Source organism: Pseudomonadales bacterium (assembly GCA_041395945.1).
Classification (GTDB): domain Bacteria; phylum Pseudomonadota; class Gammaproteobacteria; order Pseudomonadales; family Azotimanducaceae; genus SZUA-309.
This window is the reverse complement of record JAWKZN010000001.1, coordinates 2,004,459-2,027,017: the sequence shown is the minus strand read 5'-3', so window position 1 is coordinate 2,027,017 and position 22,559 is coordinate 2,004,459. Positions and strand designations below refer to the sequence as shown.

At 61.7% G+C, this 22,559-nt stretch carries 21 protein-coding genes; 16 read left to right on the top strand and 5 right to left on the bottom strand.

Features of this window, described 5'->3' with window-relative positions; translation table 11 throughout:
- Positions 1–100 precede the first annotated feature (100 nt).
- Complete coding sequence (locus R3E82_09460) at positions 101–967, top strand: LLM class F420-dependent oxidoreductase (protein MEZ5551102.1); 867 nt, start codon at positions 101–103, stop codon at positions 965–967.
- A gap of 55 nt (positions 968–1,022) precedes the next feature.
- Positions 1,023–2,039: an SMP-30/gluconolactonase/LRE family protein gene (locus R3E82_09455; protein ID MEZ5551101.1), complete on the top strand. Its 1,017-nt coding sequence runs from the start codon at positions 1,023–1,025 to the stop codon at positions 2,037–2,039.
- A gap of 62 nt (positions 2,040–2,101) precedes the next feature.
- On the opposite strand, the gene R3E82_09450 is transcribed toward R3E82_09455, so the two are convergent.
- Positions 2,102–3,103 carry a prolyl oligopeptidase family serine peptidase gene (locus R3E82_09450; protein ID MEZ5551100.1) on the bottom strand — a complete coding sequence of 334 codons (1,002 nt, stop codon included), beginning with the start codon at positions 3,101–3,103 and terminating at the stop codon, positions 2,102–2,104.
- A 109-nt stretch (positions 3,104–3,212) separates the two neighbouring features.
- On the opposite strand from R3E82_09450, the gene R3E82_09445 reads away from it, so the two are divergent.
- Positions 3,213–3,584 carry a VOC family protein gene (locus R3E82_09445; GenBank protein ID MEZ5551099.1) on the top strand — a complete coding sequence of 124 codons (372 nt, stop codon included), beginning with the start codon at positions 3,213–3,215 and terminating at the stop codon, positions 3,582–3,584.
- Positions 3,585–3,656: 72 nt separating this feature from the next.
- Here the strand turns inward: R3E82_09445 and R3E82_09440 are convergent, their stop codons facing one another.
- The gene (locus R3E82_09440; protein ID MEZ5551098.1) at positions 3,657–4,283 is read right to left on the bottom strand and encodes a glutathione S-transferase family protein; all 627 of its coding nucleotides are present in this window, start codon (positions 4,281–4,283) and stop codon (positions 3,657–3,659) included.
- Between the two features lie 205 nt (positions 4,284–4,488).
- On the opposite strand from R3E82_09440, the gene R3E82_09435 reads away from it, so the two are divergent.
- From R3E82_09435 to R3E82_09395, 9 genes are all read left to right on the top strand, one after another.
- On the top strand, positions 4,489–5,682 hold the full coding sequence (locus R3E82_09435; GenBank protein ID MEZ5551097.1) for an acyl-CoA dehydrogenase family protein: 1,194 nt from the start codon (positions 4,489–4,491) through the stop codon (positions 5,680–5,682).
- A gap of 4 nt (positions 5,683–5,686) precedes the next feature.
- A complete protein-coding gene (locus R3E82_09430) occupies positions 5,687–6,814 on the top strand; it encodes an acyl-CoA dehydrogenase family protein (GenBank protein ID MEZ5551096.1) in 1,128 nt (375 codons plus the stop codon).
- A 45-nt stretch (positions 6,815–6,859) separates the two neighbouring features.
- Positions 6,860–7,636 carry an SDR family NAD(P)-dependent oxidoreductase gene (locus R3E82_09425; protein MEZ5551095.1) on the top strand — a complete coding sequence of 259 codons (777 nt, stop codon included), beginning with the start codon at positions 6,860–6,862 and terminating at the stop codon, positions 7,634–7,636.
- Positions 7,637–7,688: 52 nt separating this feature from the next.
- Positions 7,689–7,976 carry a stress response translation initiation inhibitor YciH gene (locus R3E82_09420; GenBank protein ID MEZ5551094.1) on the top strand — a complete coding sequence of 96 codons (288 nt, stop codon included), beginning with the start codon at positions 7,689–7,691 and terminating at the stop codon, positions 7,974–7,976.
- Between the two features lie 107 nt (positions 7,977–8,083).
- Complete coding sequence (locus R3E82_09415) at positions 8,084–8,482, top strand: PA2779 family protein (GenBank protein MEZ5551093.1); 399 nt, start codon at positions 8,084–8,086, stop codon at positions 8,480–8,482.
- A gap of 52 nt (positions 8,483–8,534) precedes the next feature.
- Entirely contained in the window at positions 8,535–9,557 is a 1,023-nt protein-coding gene (locus R3E82_09410) for a PA2778 family cysteine peptidase (GenBank protein MEZ5551092.1), read from the top strand.
- A 90-nt stretch (positions 9,558–9,647) separates the two neighbouring features.
- A complete protein-coding gene (locus R3E82_09405) occupies positions 9,648–11,291 on the top strand; it encodes a CehA/McbA family metallohydrolase (protein MEZ5551091.1) in 1,644 nt (547 codons plus the stop codon).
- On the top strand, positions 11,288–12,181 hold the full coding sequence (locus tag R3E82_09400; protein ID MEZ5551090.1) for a phosphotransferase: 894 nt from the start codon (positions 11,288–11,290) through the stop codon (positions 12,179–12,181). Before R3E82_09405 ends, R3E82_09400 begins: the two co-directional genes overlap by 4 nt.
- 81 nt (positions 12,182–12,262) lie before the next feature.
- Complete coding sequence (locus tag R3E82_09395; GenBank protein ID MEZ5551089.1) at positions 12,263–12,739, top strand: MaoC/PaaZ C-terminal domain-containing protein; 477 nt, start codon at positions 12,263–12,265, stop codon at positions 12,737–12,739.
- 193 nt (positions 12,740–12,932) lie between these two features.
- Here the strand turns inward: R3E82_09395 and R3E82_09390 are convergent, their stop codons facing one another.
- On the bottom strand, positions 12,933–14,531 hold the full coding sequence (locus R3E82_09390; protein MEZ5551088.1) for an isocitrate lyase: 1,599 nt from the start codon (positions 14,529–14,531) through the stop codon (positions 12,933–12,935).
- Positions 14,532–14,669: 138 nt separating this feature from the next.
- Between R3E82_09390 and R3E82_09385 the strand changes: the two genes are divergently transcribed.
- On the top strand, positions 14,670–15,944 hold the full coding sequence (locus R3E82_09385; GenBank protein ID MEZ5551087.1) for a neutral/alkaline non-lysosomal ceramidase N-terminal domain-containing protein: 1,275 nt from the start codon (positions 14,670–14,672) through the stop codon (positions 15,942–15,944).
- A 51-nt stretch (positions 15,945–15,995) separates the two neighbouring features.
- Here R3E82_09385 and R3E82_09380 read toward each other — a convergent pair whose 3' ends face one another.
- Positions 15,996–17,690: an amidohydrolase gene (locus R3E82_09380; protein ID MEZ5551086.1), complete on the bottom strand. Its 1,695-nt coding sequence runs from the start codon at positions 17,688–17,690 to the stop codon at positions 15,996–15,998.
- A 206-nt stretch (positions 17,691–17,896) separates the two neighbouring features.
- On the opposite strand from R3E82_09380, the gene R3E82_09375 reads away from it, so the two are divergent.
- Positions 17,897–19,156, top strand: a complete 1,260-nt coding sequence (locus tag R3E82_09375; protein MEZ5551085.1) for an MFS transporter — start codon at positions 17,897–17,899, stop codon at positions 19,154–19,156.
- Between the two features lie 328 nt (positions 19,157–19,484).
- On the opposite strand, the gene R3E82_09370 is transcribed toward R3E82_09375, so the two are convergent.
- Entirely contained in the window at positions 19,485–20,633 is a 1,149-nt protein-coding gene (locus tag R3E82_09370; GenBank protein ID MEZ5551084.1) for a cytochrome c peroxidase, read from the bottom strand.
- Between the two features lie 94 nt (positions 20,634–20,727).
- Between R3E82_09370 and R3E82_09365 the strand changes: the two genes are divergently transcribed.
- Both R3E82_09365 and pdxH read left to right on the top strand, forming a co-directional pair.
- Complete coding sequence (locus tag R3E82_09365; protein MEZ5551083.1) at positions 20,728–21,813, top strand: hypothetical protein; 1,086 nt, start codon at positions 20,728–20,730, stop codon at positions 21,811–21,813.
- Positions 21,810–22,457: a pyridoxamine 5'-phosphate oxidase gene (gene pdxH / locus R3E82_09360; protein ID MEZ5551082.1), complete on the top strand. Its 648-nt coding sequence runs from the start codon at positions 21,810–21,812 to the stop codon at positions 22,455–22,457. Before R3E82_09365 ends, pdxH begins: the two co-directional genes overlap by 4 nt.
- The last annotated feature ends 102 nt before the right edge of the window (positions 22,458–22,559 follow it).

Genomic DNA, 22,559 nt, shown 5'->3' with positions numbered 1-22,559 from the left:
CTGGAAATCCTCTCCGAATATCCAGCCAGTGCTTAGAAATCAAAGATGTGCCAGACCCAACCCGAACGTTATTCTGAACCCCCGTCACAGGAGCGCACCCATGAAACTTGGAGTCTTTGCCACCTTCATGTCCCCCCACGCCACCCCGGCTATGATCGTCGACTTCGCGCAGCGCATCGAAGCGGTCGGTGTTGAATCGCTCTGGATGGGCGAGCACGTGGTGCTCTTCGACAAGATGGAGTTTCCTTATCCGGGCTCGAAAGATGGTCGCATACCCGTGCCCCGGGGAGGTGGCATGCTCGACACTGTTTCCACCTTCGGCTTTCTGGCCGGCGCCACAAAGACGCTGCGGCTGGGAACCGGCATCACGCTGGTACCACAGCGCAATCCGATCTATACCGCGAAGGAATTCGCCACACTCGACTGGCTCAGCGGCGGCCGGATGGATTTCGGAATCGGCGTGGGCTGGTGTAAGGAGGAAGTGCTTGCCTGCGGCTACGGCTGGGAAGACCGGGGTGAGCGCTGTGACGAGTTCCTGAAAACCATGATCGCGCTGTGGACCGAGCCGGTAGCCTCATTCAAAGGTAAGCATGTGCAGCTTGAAGCCTGCCGCATGGATCCGAAACCGGTACAGAAGCCCCATCTGCCGATCCTCGTGGGTGGACACGGAGCACGCTCCCTGCGTCGCGCGGCAGAGTTCGGCAGTGGCTGGTATGGCTTCGCCCTTACTCCGGATCAGACACGAGCCGCATTGCAGGGATTGGATAAAGCACTGAAAGCCGCTGGCCGTTCGCGGCGCGGGTTCGAGATCGTGATCACCCCGCAACAGGCTACAGCGGAGACGATCAGCGCCTATGCCGACCTCGGTGTCGACCGTCTGGTGGTGCAGCTGGGCTCCCAGAAGCCGGAGGCCATTGAACGGCGGTTGCCGGAACTCGAGTCATTGGTGAAACAGGCCGCACAGTGAGGTTGCTGATTTGAACAGGAGGTCGTTTTTATCTACTGCGGGCTGCGCCGGACTGATGGCGCCGTTCGCTGGTGCCGTTGTCGCTGAACCAGTGCGCTATCCCCATCCGGATCTGAAAACCCTGGATTCGAGCTTCAAAGGCTTTCTGGGTAACACGCCGATCCGGCGTCTGTACACCAGCCCGGAGATGTACTGGGCGGAAGGCCCTGCCTGGAACAGCGCTGGGAAATACCTGGTGTGGAGTGACATACCGGCCAACGTTCAGTACCGCTGGCTCGCCGAGGACGGTCATGTATCGGTGTTCCGCGGTGATTCGAACTACAGCAACGGCAACACCTTCGATCGCGAAGGGCGACAGATTTCCTTCGAACACCTGACCCGGCGTGTGGTTCGATACGAGGTGGATGGCAGTGTGACCGTGCTTGCGGAAAGTTTCGATGGCAAGTCGCTCAATGGTCCGAACGACGGCATCGTGCATCCCAATGGTGACTTGTGGTTTTCGGATCCGGGCTATGGCGCTCTGGGTGAGTACGAAGGAACAGATGCGCCGGGAGACTCGCCACAGCCCTTTCAGAAGGAAGCCGTCTACAGGCTCGATCTGAAGACCCGCAAGCTCCACAAGGTGAGCGATGAAATCTTCAAGCCCAACGGTGTGTGCTTTTCACCTGACTACACCAGGCTCTATGTAGCTGACACCGGCGCATCACACTATGGTGCCGCTGCTCCACCATTGATCAAATCGTGGGACGTTGTCGATGAGTCCAGGCTTGTCAATGGTCGGGTGTTTGCGTCGATGGCAATGGATCTCGACGGGAAAACGGTTGCGGGATTCGCGGACGGTATACGCTGCGACCGGGATGGCAACATCTGGTCCAGTGCTGGCTGGGTGGGTGCCGGCTACGACGGCGTCCATGTCTTCAACCCGGAAGGTCAGCGGGTCGGGCAGATTCTACTCCCTGAGCTCTGTGCCAATCTCTGTTTCGGTGGTGTGAAGCATAACCGACTTTTCATGACCGCCAGTCAGAGTCTGTATGCGGTTTACACGGGTACCCGGGGGGCGCACTTCTGTTAGGGAAACTGTGAGCGTTGATCCTTGATCACCGGTTTCCGGGTGGGTGATTTGCCTTCAATGCTTCAGAGGGCTCCCGCCTTATCCAGCGTACCGCGCCAGAATGCCAGCATGTCTTCCCGGAACAGGTCCGCTTCCCCAGGCGAGTTGCTGCCGATCTTCGCCCCCGTTTTTCCGTAGCCTGCCTTCAGGGCATAGACCATGAGATCCCTATCCACCAGATCGGGATCCGGATCGGAACCTAAGGGGTGAATGAAGGCCCCGTCGTTGGCGAGAAATGCGATTGGCGCGCCGGGAGATACTCTGGCCTCAGCCACATCGGCTACCGCAGTACCGCGATCGAAACTGTGCTGAGCGCCCCCCACCAGGCGCATGGTCGCGGCACCGCCTGCAATGCGGATCGCGTGCACGTGCGCCTGGGCCTGCATGGCAGAGCACCACTGGTCGGCATCACCCATGAGTACATGCACCCGCGTACCACCGACGCCGGCATCGAGGAACTGGTGGCCGCACCAGGGGTAGGCGGCCAGCACAGCGCAGAGTCCCCTGCCAGCGCCAGTCACCGCATCAGCGAAGCGCCGATTCGCTGCGGTCAACACCGCAGAACCCCCGCGACTGTGACCCTGGGCGCCGATTCGCCGCGCATCGATCTCAGGCATTGCGGCGAGATGCTGCCAGGCGGCGAGCACATCGTAGGCGGAAGCAGCGAAAGAAAACTGGGTCTGATCGGCCACGGTGGAAGTCACGCTGCGCTCACCGAAACTGTCGAGCACGAAAGCTGAGATTCCGGCGTTCAGCAGACTCTCCGCGTGGGCCAGATGGCTGTCAGCCACCCCGAGACTTCCGGGTGCGATGATGACAAGCGGTCCAGGCACCTTGCGCGAGGATCCGCTGGCGATGAACAGTTTGCCGTCGACGGACAGTCCCGGCATCGACGATGGCTCGCAGATCACCTGGTGATAGTTGCGAGGCGATGCAGAAGGGATTTCGATGTTGCGACCGGAGACACCATTGCTGAAACGGATGTCTCTGTCTCTGAAGCGCTGATCCGGCGCATCGGCTGTCATGTGTGTTCTCCCTTGGTGTCGGGTTCTGTGGAGGCGGTGGACGGTGGTGCAACACAGTATCCCGTGTTTCACTGGGGCGCTACTGCGCAGAGACTTGGAGGAGCACAGGATGCAGCTTGGTGCCTTTTCAGTGAGTTTGAGTGTGAAGAATCTGTCCGTTTCGAGGACCTTCTACGAAAAACTGGGATTCCAGCAGATTAGTGGCAACCCGGACGATAACTGGTCGATCATGAGAAACGGCGATCACGTGATCGGTCTGTTTCAGGGCATGTTCGAGCACAACGTACTGACCTTCAATCCCGGCTGGAATCAGCAGGGGGCTGAACTCGCGCAGTTCACGGACATCCGTGACATTCAGCGTGAGCTGAAGAAGCGGGGGATTGTACTGGCAGGAGAGACGGACGAATCGACCACCGGGCCGGGCAGCTGCATGATCATGGATCCGGATGGAAATCCGATACTCATCGATCAGCATCGCTGAGCGGTCATGGCGGCGCCAGGGCGAAACTGGCGGTCGACCCTTCTTCTGTTGAATCGCGATAGCGACGGGGCTCTATTTCGACGCAGCGTGTTTCACCTGGGCGGCCTGGGCGCGCCTGAATCCCTCTCGAGTCTTCAATCGCTGCAGATAGTCGAAGGTCGGTGGCTTGTAGTCTTCCGCTATGCCGAGATTCTCACCGAGCAGCAGGGCATAGCCGCAGGCGATGTCCGCAATCGTGAATCTGTTGCCACTTAAGAACTCCTGCTCGGCGACCCGGGCATTGAGCATACGCAGACGCGCCAGATACCACTTGCGATAGTCGGCGCCAACCTGGGCCTTGGTCTCGTCGGGCTCCAGGCGCGTGTAACGCAGGAAAATCGTCTGGGGGAAGGTCAGCGTGGCATCGCTGTGGTAAAGCCAGTTCAGGTAGTCGCCATATTCCGGGTCGCCGGGTCGGAATCCGAATTCATGCTTGTCGTACTTTTCCACCAGGTAGTGGCAGATGCCGGTGGACTCTGTCATGTGGGTATCCCCGTCGGTAAAGTAGGGCACGGTACCCAGCACATTGAGATCGAGATAACCCTCTCTCAGAAAACGCGGCGGAAACGGCATCACTTCGAGCTCGTAGTCGAGCTGCATTTCTTCCAGCGCCCACAGGGGCCTCAAGGATCGGGCGTCGTGACAGTGCCAGAGCTTCATGGGATTGGGTCCTCGTTCCGATTGGCTGGATGGTACCGCCAAAGGGCAGCGGATTGTGGCTGCAGCGCAGAAGATTTTGAGTTGGCCGTCGTGAGTGAGTAGGCTACGGCATCGACTGGCACCGAGGTTGGCTCAGCGTGGCTGATGACGCTCGGATTACCGGCAACCGCTGCCGGAAAGCGATTATTCAGACGGAGATGATTGCATGAAGGAACTCGAAGAGTTTCGCGCCGAGGTATCGGCCTGGCTGCAGGAAAACCGACCTGCGCAGCCGGATTTCCTGCTGCCGGAAACCTTCATGGAAGTGGGAACCGATGCCCAGTTCCACTTTCTGAGGGACTGGCAGCAGAAGGTATACGAAGCCGGCTACCTGGGGATGAGCTGGCCGAAGGCGTATGGCGGCGGTGGACACCCGCAGGTCATGCAGGACATCGCCACGGCGGAGATGGCACGGCTGAAAGTTCCGTTCATGACCAACACCATCGGCTTGAACTGGGCGGGTCCGCTGATCCTGGCTATCGGCACCGAGGCAGAAAAGCAGAAATACATCCGCGGCATCCTCAGCGCCGAAGACATCTGGTGTCAGGGATTCTCGGAGCCGGATAACGGCTCTGACCTGGCGGCGGCCCAGACCAAAGCGGTGCGTGACGGTGACGAATACGTGCTCAACGGCAGCAAGATCTGGACCAGTCTCGGTACCTATGCCAAGTACATGATTCTGCTCGCCCGCACCAATCCGGATGCGGAAAGCCGCTATGCGGGCCTGAGTTACTTCCTGACGCCCATGCAGGTGCCGGGCGTGGAAGTCCGGCCGATACGCAAGCTCACCGGTGAATTCGGCTTTACCCAGACTTTTTTCATCGATGCCCGGATTCCCGCATCCTGCCTGATGGGCAAAGAAGGTGAAGGCTGGCAGATCGCCATGAAGACACTGACCTTCGAGCGCGGCGCCGCTGGTGGTCAGGCAGGTGGCCTGTCGATGAATGCGGTGAGTGTCGGTGATGTGGTGGAACTCGCCCGCACGGTAAAGCGGGACGGGCGTCCGGCCATTGAAGACCCCCTCGTGCGCGATCAGCTGGTACGTTTTCTCATCGAAGAGCAGGGCGATCGCCTCTGCGGTGCACGAGCACAGATTCCCGCTCTGGTGGGCGAACGTCCGGCTTCCATTGCCATGTCGGGCAAGCTGCGTAGTAGCGAACACAAACGCCGCCTGTTCCAGTTCGCGATTTCCTTACAGGGGGCTAACGCGGCGAGATGGGTCGGGGATCCGGAAGCACAGGACCGCGGACTCTGGCAACGTTCCTATTTCAATGCCTTCTCTGCCACCATCGGCGGTGGTACCAGTCAGGTGCAGGCAAACATCGTGGGCGAGCGTGTGCTCGGCCTGCCGAAGGATTGATTCTATGACGGCGATACTCAGGAACACGCTTACCTTCAGCGAAGAGCAGGGCATGCTGCTCGATACAGCGGCGGAATTCTTCCGCCAGAAATCTCCCATTGCGGAAGTCCGCAGGCAGCTGCTCACCGAGGAGGGCTTCGATGCGGCCGTCTGGCGGGAGATGGCCGCGCTGGGCTGGACGGGTCTGGCTGTTCCGGAAGCCCATGGCGGCAGTGGCTTCGGGCTCGCAGCGGCAGTGGTCCTGGCCGAACCCATGGGGCGGTATCTGTCGGCGACGCCACTGCTGTCCACTCAACTGTTTGTGCAGGGCGTACTCGCGGGTACCGAGGAGGTTCGTGACCGGTTTCTCGGACGAATCGCGGCCGGCGCCGCAGCCACCGTTGCGCTCCTCGAGGCAGACGGCAACTGGGATCTGTCCAGTGCACGCGCAGCCTTCACGGTATCAGGTGGAGATGTTCGTCTCAGCGGCAGGAAAACCTTTGTCAGTGATGCCGCTGTTGCAGAACTGCTGCTGATATCGGGTCGATGTGAAGATGCGCCTGCTCTGGTTGTGGTTGAAGCATCCGAACTTCCGCAGGGCGCACTGCGGCGCGAAACCATCCTCGATGAAACCCGCCGCAGTTATCAGGTGGTGCTTGACGGTATCTCTGTACCTTCCAGCCGCCTCATTGCCGGAGCCTCGGCCCGGACAGCGCTTGCTGCCATCCGTGATGCGGCCCTGCTGCTCTTCTCCGCCGAAGCGGCGGGTGGCATTGCAGGTACACTCGATCTGATCGTGGACTATCTGAATACCCGCACGGCCTTCGGCCGCAAGATCGGCAGCTTCCAGGCGCTGAAACATCCGAGCGTGGACATCCTCATCGGGCTGGAGCGTTCCCGGTCACACGTCTACCACGCCGCATCACTCATCGCTGCCGGGGAAGAGCCTGAAGCCGCGCTGCGCATGGCCAAGGCTGAAGCCAGTGAGTCTTTCGCTTTCGCCGGCGACCGGGCGGTGCAGTTTCATGGGGGTTTCGGTTTCACCTACGAGTGTGACGCGCAACTGTTTCTGCGTCGCGCGCTGTGGCTGCAGTACGCGTTCGGTGACGCGGCCCATCATCGGAAACATCTCGCGCAACTGCTGCTCGGCTGAGTACAGATTACAGATTCACCCACTCGATCCTGACAGGAACCTGATATGTCCGACTTTCCGCTGCCCTATGTGTCCAACGATCTCAAAGGCCAGGTGGCCCTGGTAACCGGAACCACATCCGGTCTCGGTCGCCGTTTCGCCCAGGTGCTCGCATCCTGTGGTGCGCGTGTAGTCCTCACAGGCCGCAGAACAGACCGGCTCGATGCGCTGGCTAAGGAAATCCGCGATGCGGGCGGTGAGTGTCTGCCGCTGGCCCTCGATATGACCCAGCGCGAAAGCATCCGCAACGTGGTAGATGAAACGGAGAAGCAGTTCGGCACCATCACTATCCTGGTGAACAACGCCGGCATCCCGGATGCTCAGCATGCGGTGAAGATGTCCGATGAGCTGGTGGATGCGGTGTTCGATACCAATCTCCGGGGTCCCTGGGTGCTGTCCTGTGAGGTTGCGAAGCGCCTGATCGCGAAGAAGCAGCCGGGCCGGATCGTGAACATTTCCTCCATCGGCGGCTTCAACTATTCGGGTAACGGCGCGGCCCTGTATTCGGTGACAAAGTCCGCCGTGGTGCGTATGACCGAAGCCCTGGCGGTGGAATGGTCACGCTTCCACATCAATGTGAATGCCATAGCCCCCGGTGCGTTCTCCTCTGAGATGATGGATGGCATGCTCGAGCGCATGGGAGATTTCTCCCAGGCGTTTCCCCGTAAGCGGATCTGTGCACCGGCGCAGATGGACAGCACGCTGCTCTATCTGGTGTCACCCGCCTCGGAATGTGTTACCGGCACCTGTATCAAAATTGACGATGGCCAGGGCTCCAGATAGACGCGTCTACAGCACTGACCGTGGACGACTCTGCCCGGGTTGTCTGCGCGCCTTGGCTGACTGTGTCTGCCGGGACCGTTCCCGGCCCCGGGATGGGGGCGATGGCATCGTCCGGCTCGAACGCCAGACCAGGGGCCGCAAGGGCGCCGGAGTCACCCTGGTACGCGGGCTGCCATTGGGCGACGCGGATCTGAAAAAGCTGGCACGTAGGCTGAAGGCCCATTGCGGTGTGGGGGGCACGCTGAAAGACGGGTTGATCGAACTGCAGGGAGACCAGCGGGAACGGCTGCGGCCGCTGCTCGAAAAGGAAGGCTATGTGGTCCGGATCTCCGGTGGTTGATCACAGATTTCTGCCGCAGCGCCCCATGCGAAGTGTCGGCTATCGCTGTAGACTCGCTGGCTTCGGCAACAGGACGTAACCCAGGAAACCAAACCAGGAAACAAACAATGATGAATTTTCGACTGTCCTCGGCGCTGCGTGGCTTCTGCGTGAAGTACCTGATCACCAGCCTGCTGTTGTCGCTGACCTTTTCCACGGCTCAGGGCGCGGTGATTGGCACCCAGGATGCTCTGCAGATCGAGCGGGGTGCAGCGGCGCTGGAACGGGTGCAGGCAATACTGACCCGGGAGGATGCCAGAGCGGCCCTGGAGCGATTCGGTGTGGACCCGGCGCTGGCCCTCGCACGGGTGGAAATGCTGACTCCAGCGGAGGCTGCACAACTCGCTGATGGCCTCGAAGCGCTGCCTGCTGGATCGATCGGGGTAATCGAAGTGCTTGGAATTACGGCACTGGTGCTGCTCATCCTCGAACTGGTCGGTGTCACCGATATCTTCAAGAGCTTCTGAGTCCGTCTCAGTCGTATTGAAGACTTGGACGCGCGGAGCCGGCGGTGCGCCCGTGGAGGGCTCACAGCCGGCGCGGCACGCCGTCCTGCGGCGCTTCCTGCCGGTCCTGCGGCGCTTCCTGCCGGTCCTGCGGCGCCTCCTGCCGGTCCTGCTCCTCTGCACGGCGAGCTGCGCGGGTCTTCAACCCGGGCGGCCCCTTACCGACCACCCGGTCGAGATACTGACCGTTCCCTTTCATCCCCAGACCACCGATCAGTGCGGCCCCGCGGCACTCACCAGTGTCCTGCAGTTCAGCGGTGTGGAGGTGACCTTCGAGCAGATTCGTGAGCGGGTCTACGTGCCCGATCGCCAGGGCAGTCTGCAACTCGAACTTCTGGCAGCAAGCCGCGGCGAAGATCGGCTGCCGGTGCGAGTACCGACGACGGCCCTCGAGATCATCACGCTGCTGGAGAGTGGCCGTCCCGTGCTGGTGATGCAGAATCTCGGGGTCGCCTTCCTCCCCCTGTGGCATTTCGCCGTTGTCGTGGGCTATCTGCCGGAATCTGATCGATTTGTTCTGCGTTCCGGCACCGATTCGCGTCGGCTCATGTCGCGCCGGGCTTTTGAGGCGAGCTGGAGTCGGGCGGAGCGCTGGGGTATTGCGCTGTTTGCGGCGAATGAACCGGTCCAGGGGGTGGATCTGCTGGCCTATCTTGATGAGGCGGCGGCGCTGGAGAGTCTCGGTAAACACACGCTGGCGCAGCAGGCCTTTCTGCGTGCGACCGAAACGTGGCCCCGCGCAGCTCTCCCACAGATCGGGCTGGGTAACAGCTATTACGGTGGCGGTCAGCTTGAAAGCGCGAGGCTCGCCTACACACAAGCCCTGGCGCTGGATCCAGGCAGCCTCATTGCACGCAACAACCTGGCCCACGTTCTCGGAGAAAGTGGCTGTCCTGGGCGGGCGCTGGCCCTGCTGGATGCGGCACCCGGTACAGGTACCGGGGTAGTTCCGGAGCAACGACTGGCTGAGACACGATCCGAGATTGAGTCAGCACTCGCTGAATCCGGTGATCGTTGTCATCTCCCCGTTGAGTAGACGTGGGTTGTCCGAAGTTGGCGCCAGTCCTTGGCAGAAATCCCGGGGCGAACCTGCGCAAGACCGGCTTCCAGCCTGGAGACTGAGGGCGTGCAGCAGAACAGAGACTCAGGAGCAGGGGCGAGACAGCATGCGGCATATGCACTGCAGCATCTGGTGAGCCGGGCATTGATCCTCATCGTCCTGGCTGTTGTTTCGGGCATGGTGCCCGGCCAGGTCAGCCCGGCACCCACCGACACAGCGTCGGGTCGTGAGCCGGATGTTGTGCTCGAAGGTGTGCTGCAGCACGCCGATCACCAGACCTATCGGGAACTCGCCTTCGAACTGCCCCCGGATATCAGCGGGTTGCGGGTGGTCTTTTCCCATGATCGCAGTGCAGGCACGGTGATCGACCTTGGACTGCGCGATCCTGAGCGATTCAGAGGCTGGAGCGGGGGAAACAAGCAGACCTTTACGGTGGCGGAAAATCAGGCGACACTCTCCTATCTGTCCGGCCCCCTGCCGGCCGGTATCTGGCACCTGCTGCTGGGCATTCCCAACATCCGTGTCGGTGTCTCGACCCCCTATCGTGCAGAGATATTCTTTGCCACAGGTGCTGGGGATAGAGAGGAATCCGCTGGCGCATATGAGTCTGCTGCCGCCCCGGAAGAAGCTGCCGCGATCATCGAGGGGGCACGCTGGTATCGGGGCGACTTCCACGCCCACAGCGGCCACAGTGATGGCGTCTGTGCAGGTCCTGCAGATACACGCGGGCCCTGCCCGATAGCCCGCACTCTGGAAGCTGCAGCAACCCGGGGTCTCGACTTCGTCTCGCTCACCGAGCACAACACCCGATCACACACACAGGAACTTGCCGCTCTGCAGACAGGCAGTCAGCGGATGCTGGTGATGTCCGGTGTGGAACTCACGACCTTTTCCGGACATGCCAATCTGCTCGGTGACTCAGGGCCGTTCGATTTCCCCGCCGCCGCCCGGAACCTCAATCGAACCTTTGCCGACTGGCGGGCAGCGCGGGGGCTGGTATCTGTCAACCACCCGGGCCTGCCTTCGGACGAACGCTGCCTGGGGTGTGGCTGGACGGCGAGTATCGACGTCCGCCTGATCGATGCGGTTGAAATCGTCAACGGCGGAGTGCTGCGGGCCACCGCGAGCGCGGGCGAACCTGCGCGCGCCGACGTCAGGTTCTGGGAAAGCCTTCTGAACGCGGGCCACCGGGTGACCGGTATCGGTGGCAGCGACAATCACGATGCGCTGCTGGCGGGCAGCGAGCCTTCGGCGATCGGTCGGCCCACCACGGTGGTGTTTGCGCGCTCGCTGTCTGCACAGGACGTGTTCGACGGGGTACGCGACGGACGGGTGTTCATCGATGTGGAAGGAACCCGGGATCGGCTGATCGATCTGACGGCCGTGGTGACTGCATCCGTCGATGGCAGTCGGCGTGTTCGGGCGGAGATGGGTGACAGTCTGTGTGTGGAAAAAGGCGCAGCGATTGATCTGAGGGTCCGGGCGATCACGGCAACTGACGATGAGGTCCTGATCATTCAGGATGGAGAAGTGCTCGGGTCCGTGGCGCTGACGGAGTCTGTCGATGGCGCTACCGCACGGTACCGGATCCACCATGGCGAGCGGGACGGCTGGGTGCGGGTCGAGTCCCGCTCCAGTACGGGCGCAGCCCGCCTGCTCTCCAATCCGATTTATCTGCGCTGTGATCGCGCATATTCTCCGGAGACATGAAGCAGACACCTTACGACGCGATCATCGCCAGTCTGTACCCCGGCGCTGAACTCCAGACATTGATGCCGCTGACCGGTGGTGTATCCGCCGACGTCCATCGGATGGATCTGCGCCTGGCCGACGGCAGCGCGTTGAGCCTGGTGCTGCGTGCACATGGCGCATCCCACTCGGGACATTCTGCCGAGCTGGAGTATCAGCTCCTGCAGACGCTGCATCGGGGTGGTCTGGCGGTCCCGGAGACGCTGCATTTTGACGCGAGCGGTGGAGTGTTTGCGGATCCGTTCCTGATCATGGCGTTCAGCGAAGGCAGTAGCGCCGTGCCCGCCGGGGAAGAAGACGCGCACATCGATACCATGGCGGACGTACTCGCCCGGATCCACGGGTTCCCCACCGCCGGCCTGCCGGCACTGCCGGCACGCAATGACCCGCTGCCTGAGGTGTTCGACTACCTGCCCGCAGGTGCCGAATGGGCCGCGCTCGGCGCACACCTGCGCACGCTCTCGGATACGGCCTGCCAGGGATCACCGAAACTGCTGCACGGTGATTTCTGGCCCGGCAATCTGCTCTGGCAGCAGGGCGCGGTGACCGCCATCCTCGATTGGGAAGATGCGGCGCTGGGGGATCCTCTGTCGGATGTGGCCTGTTGCCGGGTCGAGCTGCGTTACCGGTTCGGCAAAGCGCGCATGCAGCGTTTCACACAGGCCTACGCCAGACACCGGCCGGTGGACGCCCGGCGGCTGGCGCTCTGGCAGGTCTATGTGGCCGCTGCTGCACAACACTTCATGGGTCAATGGGGCCTCGAGGCAGCACGGGAAGCACATATGCGACACGAGGCGCTGGCGAGTATCCGGGAGGCGGGTGCGGTGCTGATGGGACGCACACTTCGGTAGGGACATTCACAGTTCCCTTCTCAGCCGCTGAGGGTGCAGGATAGGACGCAGCGAACTACGGAAATGAAAAGGAATGCCCCTATGGAGCTGTTGCTTGCGAATGTGCACGAACATGTCGGCCGGGAAGTGGCACAGACTGATTGGGTGGAACTGGACCAGATGCAGGTGAATATATTCGGTGAGATCACGCGGTGGCCGAAGCGCGGCCACAACGATCCCGAATGGGCAAGGAAACACAGTCCTTACGGCGGCACTCTGTTACACGGTTTTTTCATGGTCAGCCTGGTGACCCACTTTCTCGAACTCGGTGGATTGCTGTACTCAGATGGTCACAGCCCGCTCAACTATGGAATGGATAAGGTCCGTATTCTCGCGCCGGTTGTTATCGGAGACGGTGTCCGCCTGCGCGACCGGATCTCGATCATGGCTGTACAGGACAAAGGCGAGGGAAAGCGACTCATTAAAACGTCGCATCATATCGAGGCAGAGGGAATGACCGGTCCCGCGGCCTATGTCGAGTACCTGAATCTCTGGCATCCCAGAGCGCTCCCCGACTAGCAGCGAAACCATTCCGTCTTCCGTAACCGATCGAAGTCCGGAGGTCCTCCGCTGTTGCCGGTAAGGTGACAAGGTAGACGATTCCACATCGAACCCGATGAACCCGGCATCGGTAGTGCTCTGTTCGACTTCGAGGGCACAACGGCGACCCGAGGGCCGCCGTCGCATCGTCCGGTTCAGCAAAGCCGATGGATCAGAACTGATTCATCGTATTCGCAGCGCCGCCCGCCAGCAGCGCCTTCTCACCGAGGAAGTACTCCTTGTGATCGTCACCGACATTGGAACCGGCGAGATCCTGGTGCTTGACCGACGCCAGATCCCGGCGGATTTCCTGACGCTGCACGTCGCGCACATAGGCCAGCATGCCCAGATCACCGAAGTAGCCCTGACTGAGTACATCGGTCGACAGTGCCGCCGTGTGGTAAGTCGGCAGGGTGATCAGATGGTGGAAAATGCCGGCTTCGCGCGCTGCATCGCGCTGGAAGTTCTGGATCAGGCGATCGGCTTCCTTCGCCAGCTCTGAATCATCCAGGGCGACATCCATCAGTCCGCGTTCGTTCTTCTTCGGGTCCGGATACCTGGAGACATCCTTGCCGGCCGCCTTCATTTCTTCGTAAACCTGCTCGCGGAACTTCATCGTCCAGTTGAAGGACGGCGAGTTGTTGTACACGAGTTTGGCTTCCGGCCGCTTCCTGCGGATCGCGTTGACCATCTCGGCGATCTGCTTGAGGTTCGGCTTTTCGGTTTCGATCCACAGCAGATCGGCACCGTGTTCGAGACTGGTGATGCAGTCGAGCACGACCCGGTCAAAACCGGTGCCATCCTTGAAGGCGTAAAGACCATTGTCCAGACGCTTCGGCTTCATGAGCTGACCTTTCTGGTGGATGGTTACATCGCCGTCCTTGAGTTCACTGATGTCGTGTACCACTTCCGCATCAAGGAATTCGCAGTACTTGGCGCCGAGGTCGCCGGGTTTCAGAGGGACCGGTACCTTCTGGGTCAGTCCGGCACCGAGGGAGTCGGTACGGGCGACAATGATGCCGTTGTCCACGCCGAGTTCGAGGAACGCATAGCGCACCGCGTTGATCTTCGAGACGAAGTCTTCGTGGGGTACGGTGACCTTGCCGGCCTGGTGACCGCACTGCTTGGCATCCGAGACCTGGTTTTCGATCTGGATGGCGCAGGCACCGGCTTCGATCATGCGCTTGGCGAGCAGGTAGGTGGCTTCTTCGTTGCCGAAACCGGCGTCGATATCGGCAATGATCGGCACCACGTGGGTCTGGAAGTTGTCGATCTTGGCCAGCACCGCATCGACGTTGCCGCCCCTGGCACGGGTTTCGTCGAGTTCCACGAAGATGTGGCGCAGTTCCCGGGCGTCGGCCTGCTTCAGGAAAGTGTAAATTTCTTCGATAAGGTCCGACACGGATGTCTTTTCGTGCATGCTCTGGTCAGGCAGCGGACCGAACTGGGAGCGCAGAGCAGCGACCATCCACCCGGACAGATAGATATAGGAACGTTCGGTGGTCTGCTTGTGCTTCTTCACCGACATCATGGTCTGCTGGGCGATGAAACCGTGCCAGGCACCCAGGGACTGGGTGTACTTGCTGGTGTCCTTGTCGTAGTTGGCCATGTCACGGCGCATGATGTCTGCCGTGTAGCGGGCGATGTCGAGTCCGGTGCGGAACCGGTTCTGCAGCCGCATGCGGGCCACATATTCGGAGTTGATGGCACCCCAGCTCGGATGACCCTCGCGCAGGGAGGCGATTTCGTCGATGGTCTTCAGGTAACCCATGGTGTTCCTCTACCGGTCCGGTTTAAAAGAGCGCGCACTGTATACGAACAATTATGGAATGGGTGGACACTAATACATTCCAAACGAGAATTGTTGGCGAGTCCCGCATGTCCGGGCCATCAGAGAGGTAGTGGTAAGATGATTGACGTTTCCAGCAGACTGCTCGTGAGTTTCCTGGTCTGGGCTCTCACGGGGCCCGCTGCGGCAGGGGGTCTGGAGGTCGGCGCTGCCTCGGCATCCGTGTCGCCGCCGAACGGGACCTTTCTCGCCGGTTACGATCGGGATCGCCGTTCGGAAGGGGTGGCCGACGATCTCTTTGCCCAGGCGGTGGTGGTTTCCGACGGGCAGATGGCGCTCGCCATTGTCGTGATCGACTGTATCGGGCTGCTGCACGACGATGTCCGCGCCATCCGTGCAAAGGCGATGGCCGGACTTGCGGCCCGGGGCAGCAGGCTGCCGCTGACCGCGGAGCGCATCCTGGTGACCTCCACCCATACCCACGCGGGCCCCGATGTGGCGGGACTCTGGGGTGCGCATCTGTTTTCCAGCGGTCGGGACACAGCCTATCTCGAGCGGCTTATCGAGGTAGCGGCAGCACAGGTGCTTCAGGCAGCTGAAGCCCTCGAACCCGCGCTCGTGCGGGTGGGGTCGGCGCCACTCAAGCTCGACTGGGTGGAAAATGTCAGCGAACCCGGCCTGCTCGATGACCGCCTCTCGGTGATGCAGTTCCTGCGCGCGGACGGCCCCGGAACGGGCACGAGTATCGCCACCCTGACCAACTTCGCCTGCCATCCCACCGTGCTCGGTCCGGACAATCATCTGGTGTCCGCTGATTACGTTGCCGGTTTTTATCGGGATATGTCCTTGAGTCTCGGTGGAGTGAATCTGTTTCTGCAGGGCGCCATTGGCGGCTGGGTACAGCCGCAGCAGGGGGATCGCACACTGGCGCTGGCGGACGCGTACGGCGCCATGCTCGCGGGTCTGGCCCGGGGGCTGCTCGCCGCTGGCAGCAATCAGCTCAGCAGCCCCCTGGCCTTCAGAAGTACACAGGTGCGCTTCCCCCTCGACAACTTCGGCTTCCGGCTGATGCTGTGGCTCGGCGTGCTGGAACGGACACTCGACGACGGTCACTTCGTGACCGAGGCCGCCTGGTTCGCCATCGGTGATACCCAGTTCGTGACCCATCCCGGTGAGACCTCACCCGCCTATAGTCTCGCGAGTCGCGCGCTGATGCGGGATGCCCGGCACAGTTTCGTGCTGGGTCTGGGACTCGACGCCCTGGGCTACATTCTCAAGCCGGAATATTTTGAATCACCGGAAGCCTTTCCCAATGGCGAATACCTGACTTCCGTGTCGGTGGGACCCCGGACCGGACCCATCCTCATGCACGCGCTGGAATCGCTTATTCCGTAACGAAAGCCACATGCGCACGCGCTGAGCAAATGAGGCTTTTTCAACAGGCTGCTAGGGCGCTGCGAAGACCGTTACCCCGCCGATCACCGTCCTCAGCACCTTCGTATCGCGTATTTCCGCAGGCGGTATCCGGGTGAGATCCCGATCGAGCCATACCAGATCGGCGAGCATGCCGGCCTTCAGCATGCCCCGGTTGCCCTCGTCGAAAGACGCATAGGCGGCATCCCGGGTATAGGCGGCCAGGGCCTGCTCCACACTGATTCTCTGCTCAGGAACCCAGCCATCCGGATTGGCCTCATCCAGGGTACGGCGGGTCACTGCCGCATAGATGCCGAGCAGGGGTACAGGGGGTGCGACAAACCAGTCACTGCCGAAGGCAACGCGCGCGCCGCCTTCGAGCAGGGAGCGGAAGGCGTAAGTAGTGCGCGCACGCTCTGCACCGATCACCCGATCCGCCCAGCGGCCGTCGTCGATGGCGTGGTAGGGCTGCATGCTGGCAATCACGTCGAGTTCGGCAAAACGGGAGATGTCGTCCGGGTGGATATGCTGGGCGTGTTCGATGCGGAAGCGTCGATCCCGGGGTCCGTTGCTGGTGATGGTGTCTGCATAGATGTCGAGCAGGGTCGAGATCGCCCGATCGCCAATGGCATGTACCATGACATGCAGGCCCGCCCGGTCCGCGTCGCGTATCCAGGCTGCCATGTCCGCGGGTTCGTTGATGAAGAAGCCGCGGTCACCCGGTGCGTCGGTGAATGGCTCGAAGAAGGCGGCGGTGTGTGAGCCGAGCGAACCATCCATGAAACCTTTCAGCCCGCCTGTCTGCAGCCAGTTGTCGCCCCGGCCGTTGGTGGCGATATCGTCCACCAGGGACGGCCACTCGCTCAGGGGCCGCACAGAATAGATTCGAGTGCCGAGTCCGCCCGTCTGCCGGCTGCGCCGGTAGGTGGCAAGACTCCGGGCGTCGGCCATATCGTGCACGGTGGTGACGCCCTGTGCCGCCACATGGGCGCTGGCGCTGGCCAAAGCCCGGTCGAGCTGAGCCTCGGTCGGTGCCGGCACCACTTTCTCCACCAGACCCATGGCATTGTCTTTCAGCACGCCGGTGGGAATCCCGTCCGCATCCCGCACGATCTCACCGCCGGCAACATCCGCGGTGTCTGCGTTGATCCCGGCAAGTTTCAGGGCAAGGCTGTTGGCCAGCACCATGTGACCATCGAGCCGGTTGATCATGACCGGATTGTCCCCGGTCACCCCATCGATCCAGTCCCGGGTCGGCAGCCGGCCACCCCAGTTCTCGTGGTCCCAGTCACCATTCTGGATCCATTCCCCGGGAGCCAGGGTTGCAGCATAGGCACCGATGCGGCTGGTGAAGACTTCGGGTGTGGCCGCATCCCGCAACTGCACGGAGGACAGCGCGAAGCCGCCGGTGAGGAAGTGCACATGGGTGTCAATGAAACCTGGCACCACCATGCCCCGATCCGCTTCGATGATTTCTGTCTGCGGTCCGGTGAGTGCGGGATCCGCGGCGGCGGCCCCCACGGCGAGAATTCTGTCCCCGCGAACGGCCAGGATGTCTGCCCAGGGTTCGGCGGGATCTCCGGTCCAGATCCTGGCGTCGCGGATGATCAGATCCGCCACCGGGACGCCGACCGCGGCCGCGTCGGCAGCATCCCGGGCAGGTGGCAGTTCGGGCGTGCAGGCTGACAGCAGCATCAGTAAGGCGCAGGTACGAAGCGGGGTGAGCATGAGATTTTCCGTTGCAGCAGTGAAAGTGATTGCAGGAATCGAAGCAATTCCGGAACCGACACTATAGCGAACGGCTGCCCGGGGTTCGCGCCGGGATGCCCGCAGCCGGGTGTTTGCCTGCCTGTGATGGCACAGCCGGAAATCCAGGTTGCTTCCCGTCGGTGTTTGTGGAGGATGGGCGCCACACTCCGGACGAACCCGCGATCATGGTTGCGACACTCTCCCGGGTCAGCATGCTGCTGATCGCGGTAGCCATCCTGCTGATGGGCCACGGCCTGCAGCTCACGCTGCTGCCGATGCACGCCCAGGCGGTGGGCTGGTCGACCTATGCGGTGGGTGTGACCGGGTCGCTGTATTTCCTCGGCTTCGTCATCGGCTGCGTGCTGGTGCCTTCGATTGTTGCCCGGGTGGGCCATATACGCACCTTCATGGTCATGGGGGCACTGGCCACCATCGCGCTGCTGCTCTGTGCGCTGATAGTGGAGGTGCCCGCCTGGGCTGTGTTCCGTTTTGTTACGGGTTTCGCGCTCTCGGGTCTGTACATGGTGATCGAGAGCTGGCTTTCTGAAGTGGCGCCGGCAAAACAGCGCGGCACGGTGCTGGCGATCTACACCATGATCTGTCTGCTCGCCATGAGTGTCGGTCAGTCATTTCTCGGTTTTCTATCTCCCGAAGGACTGGAGCTGTTCCTGATTGGCGCCATGCTGCTGTGCCTGGCCATCGTGCCTATCGGCATTGCGCGGATGGCGGCGCCACGCCCGCTGCCCTCAGCCCGCTTTTCGCCAAGAGTGCTGTTGAAAGCTTCCCGGGTCGCGGTTGTGGTGTCCTTTCTCAGCGCGCTGGTGACGGGTGCGTTCTGGACTGTCGGCCCGCTGGTCGGACGCGCCTACGGTCTCGATGCCGCAGGTGTCGGCATCATGATGAGTGCAGGCATTCTCGGGGGCGCTTTTTCGCAGCTGCCAATCGGGCGTCTCTCGGATCGCTACGATCGCCGCGCGGTGATCGGTGCCGTGCTGGCATTCGGTGCGGCGATCTGTGTGGTGGGCTGGTTCTTTGCCGGAGACAGCGCGCTGCTGCTGTACGCTGTCATGTTCATGATTGGCGCGGCCACCATGCCCGTATATGCACTTTGCATTGGCCATGCCAGCGAAAACACCAGCATCCCGATGGTGGAAGTGGCCAGCGGTATCCTGGTGATGAACAGCCTGGGTTCGATCGTCGGTCCGATGGCGGTCGCCGCACTGATGGACACCTTCGGACCTGCGAGCTTTTTCGGCTATGCGTTTGTTGGTCTGTTTATCGCGGCGGCGTTCACCTTCTATCGGCTCGCAGTGGTCGAGCGCCCGCATCACACCGACCACCCCATCCGGGTATTGCCGCGAACCACCCAGGTGGTCGCCGAGTTGTCTGACGAGTATGTCGAGGCGGAGCCGTCTGCCGGGCAGGATCGAACGGAGAATTCCTGACGCGCATGCGTCACGGTATGAGTTCACGTTTCGCGGCTGATTGCACCTGCTGTTGATTTCGCTTGGCTGGTGGTCGGTGTGGCCTGTTGTCGGAGCCTGTTGCGTGGCTGGGGAGGAGAGGGGGTGTTACGGACCTACGCTCGGGCCCTCCAGGCTGCCCTCTGTTGACGGACCTGCCTCGCGCAAAGCCGCGAGTCAATCCGCTGCGCGAGGGCACAGCGGAGCTGCCGAGCGAGGCCCGGAGTTGCAGGTCCTCACCCACGCACGGATCAACCTTCTTCCGAAATTCCTGGTCAGGCGGAACGTGTGAATCGGTGACGAATGTGGGCTAACGCAGCAGATGCTCAAAACGCGCATCAGTCAGCGTGCGCAGAAAGGCAACCAGCAGTTGCGCCCGATGATGGTCAATGGGCTGACCCTGTCGGAGCAGGTTCATATCCACTGTTTCCGGGATTTCGGCACTTCCCCAGGGCAGTCCGGTTTCCGGATTGGTGTGACTCACCGCGTTGTTGAGAGTGTATTTGCCGTAGAAGAAGACTGCGGTGTGCAGATCGGTAAATACGCCGTTGTGCATGTAGGGTCCGGTCACTGCCACGTTGCGCAGTGTGGGGACCCGGAAGCGTCCGGCCTGTGCGGCGTCATCAATCGCGGGGTTTGCCTGCAGCCCGATGTCGGGCACCACGCTGCCGTCCGGGTCTGGAATGGCGGCATTCGTCGGCACACCGATGTTGTGGTATCGATAGCTGGTGAAGGTCTCCCTCCGGGAGATCTGCTGCGGGCTGCTCAGATGACAGCTCGCACAGTTTGTGAGATTCGAGAAAAACAGCTCCCGACCCAGACCCTCATCTCGGCTGAGGACGGCTTCGCCTTTCAGGTAGCGATCGTATTTTGAGTCAAAGGTGCTGAACGCGGAGGAGCGTTCGAAGGTTGTCAGTGCGGCGACCAGTGCCTTCGCAACCTGTGCCGGCCGATCCAGCAGGGCAGCACCGAACAGGCGCGCGAGTGCCTCACGGTAACCGGCCTTCTCCAGCACCCGGATCACCACGGCGTTCATGTCCGGCTGTGCCATTTCGATCTTACTCAGCAGCGGGCCGCTTAACTGTTCATCCAGGGTGGCTGCCCGGCCGTCGAGAAAGAAGCCACCCACCGGGAAGCCTGTGCTGTCGTAGTGGAAGGGCGGGGTCAGCGCCGCGTAAGTGAGGGTGGGTGTGTTGCGGCGTCCTGCGGAACGTCCGTCTGCACCCAGCGATACCGCGCCGGACGCGATATCCCGTCGTGGATCCACAAAGGCGAGATCCGGATCGTGGCAGGTTGCGCAGGACTGGGTACGCTGCAGGGACAGATCGGTATCGAAGAACAGCGCGCGCCCGAAGTCCTCTACGCTGTCCATAGTCAGGGGCGACTGTGGTAAAGCCGGTGGCGCCAGACTCAGGGACAGCAGAAGGGTGGCTATGTGTGGCAGATTTCGGGCCTGCATCGGCGCATGGTAGTGCAGTTGCGGTTCGCAAACTCGACTTCAACCGGTCCCGGACTTATGCTCCGGAAGTCACTTTGAGACCTGCGGAGTTCCCATGTCCCCACGATCCACCCTGTCGAGCTGCTTTACTTTCACGCTTCTGCTGTTCGCGCTGCTCGCAGTATCTGCAGCGGCTGTTGCCAAGGACCGCACGACAGCTCGAGATCTGAGCGGTACCTACAACATTGCCACCCTCACACCGCTGCAGCGTCCGGATCGCTTCGCGGGCAAGGCGACGCTGACCGAGGAGGAAGCCGCCGCCATCGCCGCCTACTGGGCCGGCAACCTCGCCAAGGACAACGAACTCAGTGATCCGGATCGCGGCGCACCACCGGTGGGCGGTGCGGAAATTTACGTGCCCGAATTCGAGGGAGCGGCGGGTGGTGTCGGGGGCTACAACGCCTTCTATGTCGACATCGGTGAAAGCAACTTCAAGGTCGATGGGCTGTACCGTACCTCGATCATCACCAGCCCGGACAACGGCAAGCTGCCTGCGATGAGCGCCGCAGGGAAGGCGCGGATGATGAAACAGCGCGGCGAGTTCAGGGAAAACACCGGCACCGCCTGGTGGATCGACATGGAGCAGGGACCCTTTGACGATCCGGAACTGCGACCACTCGCGGAACGCTGCATTCTCGGTTTTGGCTCCACCGCCGGCCCGCCCGCTCTGCCGGTGATGTACAACAATCTGAAACGCATCGTGCAGACCGACGATTACGTGATGATCCTCAATGAGATGAACCACGATGCCCGGGTGATCCGTATCGGCGGCGAGCACGCTCCTGCGGATGTCAGAAAATGGCTGGGAGATTCGGTCGGTCATTGGGAAGGCGATACGCTGGTAGTGGATACCACCAATTTCCGCGAGGAGCCTGGACTCTTCATGGCGACCGGCGATCTGCACGTCGTCGAGCGGTTCAAGCGCCAGAACGACGGATCGCTGCTTTATTCCTTCACGGTCGATGATCCGACCTGGGTGGAACCCTGGAGCGGCGAGTACCCCTGGCCGGCCTCCGAGGATATGGTCTTCGAATATGCCTGCCACGAAGGCAACTATGCCCTGGGGGGCATCCTGCGAGGTGCGCGGATACTCGAGGAAGAGGCGCTCAGCCAGCAGGCTGACGGTAACCCGTCGGATTGACCGGGGCAGGCGACAGCCGCGACCACCGTCGCGACTACCGTGCACATGAGCTGCAGCGTGACAGGCTGCCCGATGATCCCTTCGTCCAGTTCACCCGCTGGTTTGACGAAGCGGTGAGCAGTGGTACCAAGGACGCCACGGCGATGGCACTGGCGACCGTGGATGGCGCCGGAGTCCCTTCGGTGCGCATTGTGCTGCTGAAACACTATTCTCCCGAAGGGTTCTGCTGGTACACCGATTACCGCAGTCAGAAGGGCCGGGAGCTGGCCGCCAACCCCACCGCGAGTGCGGTTTTCTACTGGCGCGATTTCGACCGCCAGGTGCGCATCACGGGCTTCGTTGCCAAAGTCAGTGCAGCGGACTCCCAGGCATACTTCGACTCACGCCCCCTCGACAGCCGCTATTCCGCGGCAGCCTCCCACCAGTCTGCCCCGGTGGCGGATCGTCAGACACTGGAGGCGGCTGTTGCGAGTCTCAAACGCCAGTATCCGGACGGTCAGGTTCCCCGCCCGGCGTCCTGGGGAGGCTTTCAGCTGCGCCCGGAACGCATTGAATTCTGGCAGGGCAGGGAGGGCCGGCTGCACGACCGGTTCCTGTATCAGCGCGCTGCGGCAGGCTGGCGCATCGCCCGTCTGCAGCCCTGACTTCAGGAGTTTCGAGACAATTCGCGGATTCCTCAATGCGCGATGTTGACTCCCCAGGGCGCGGGCGTCATTGTCCTTCGCGCGCCGTTGAATCCTGGGGTT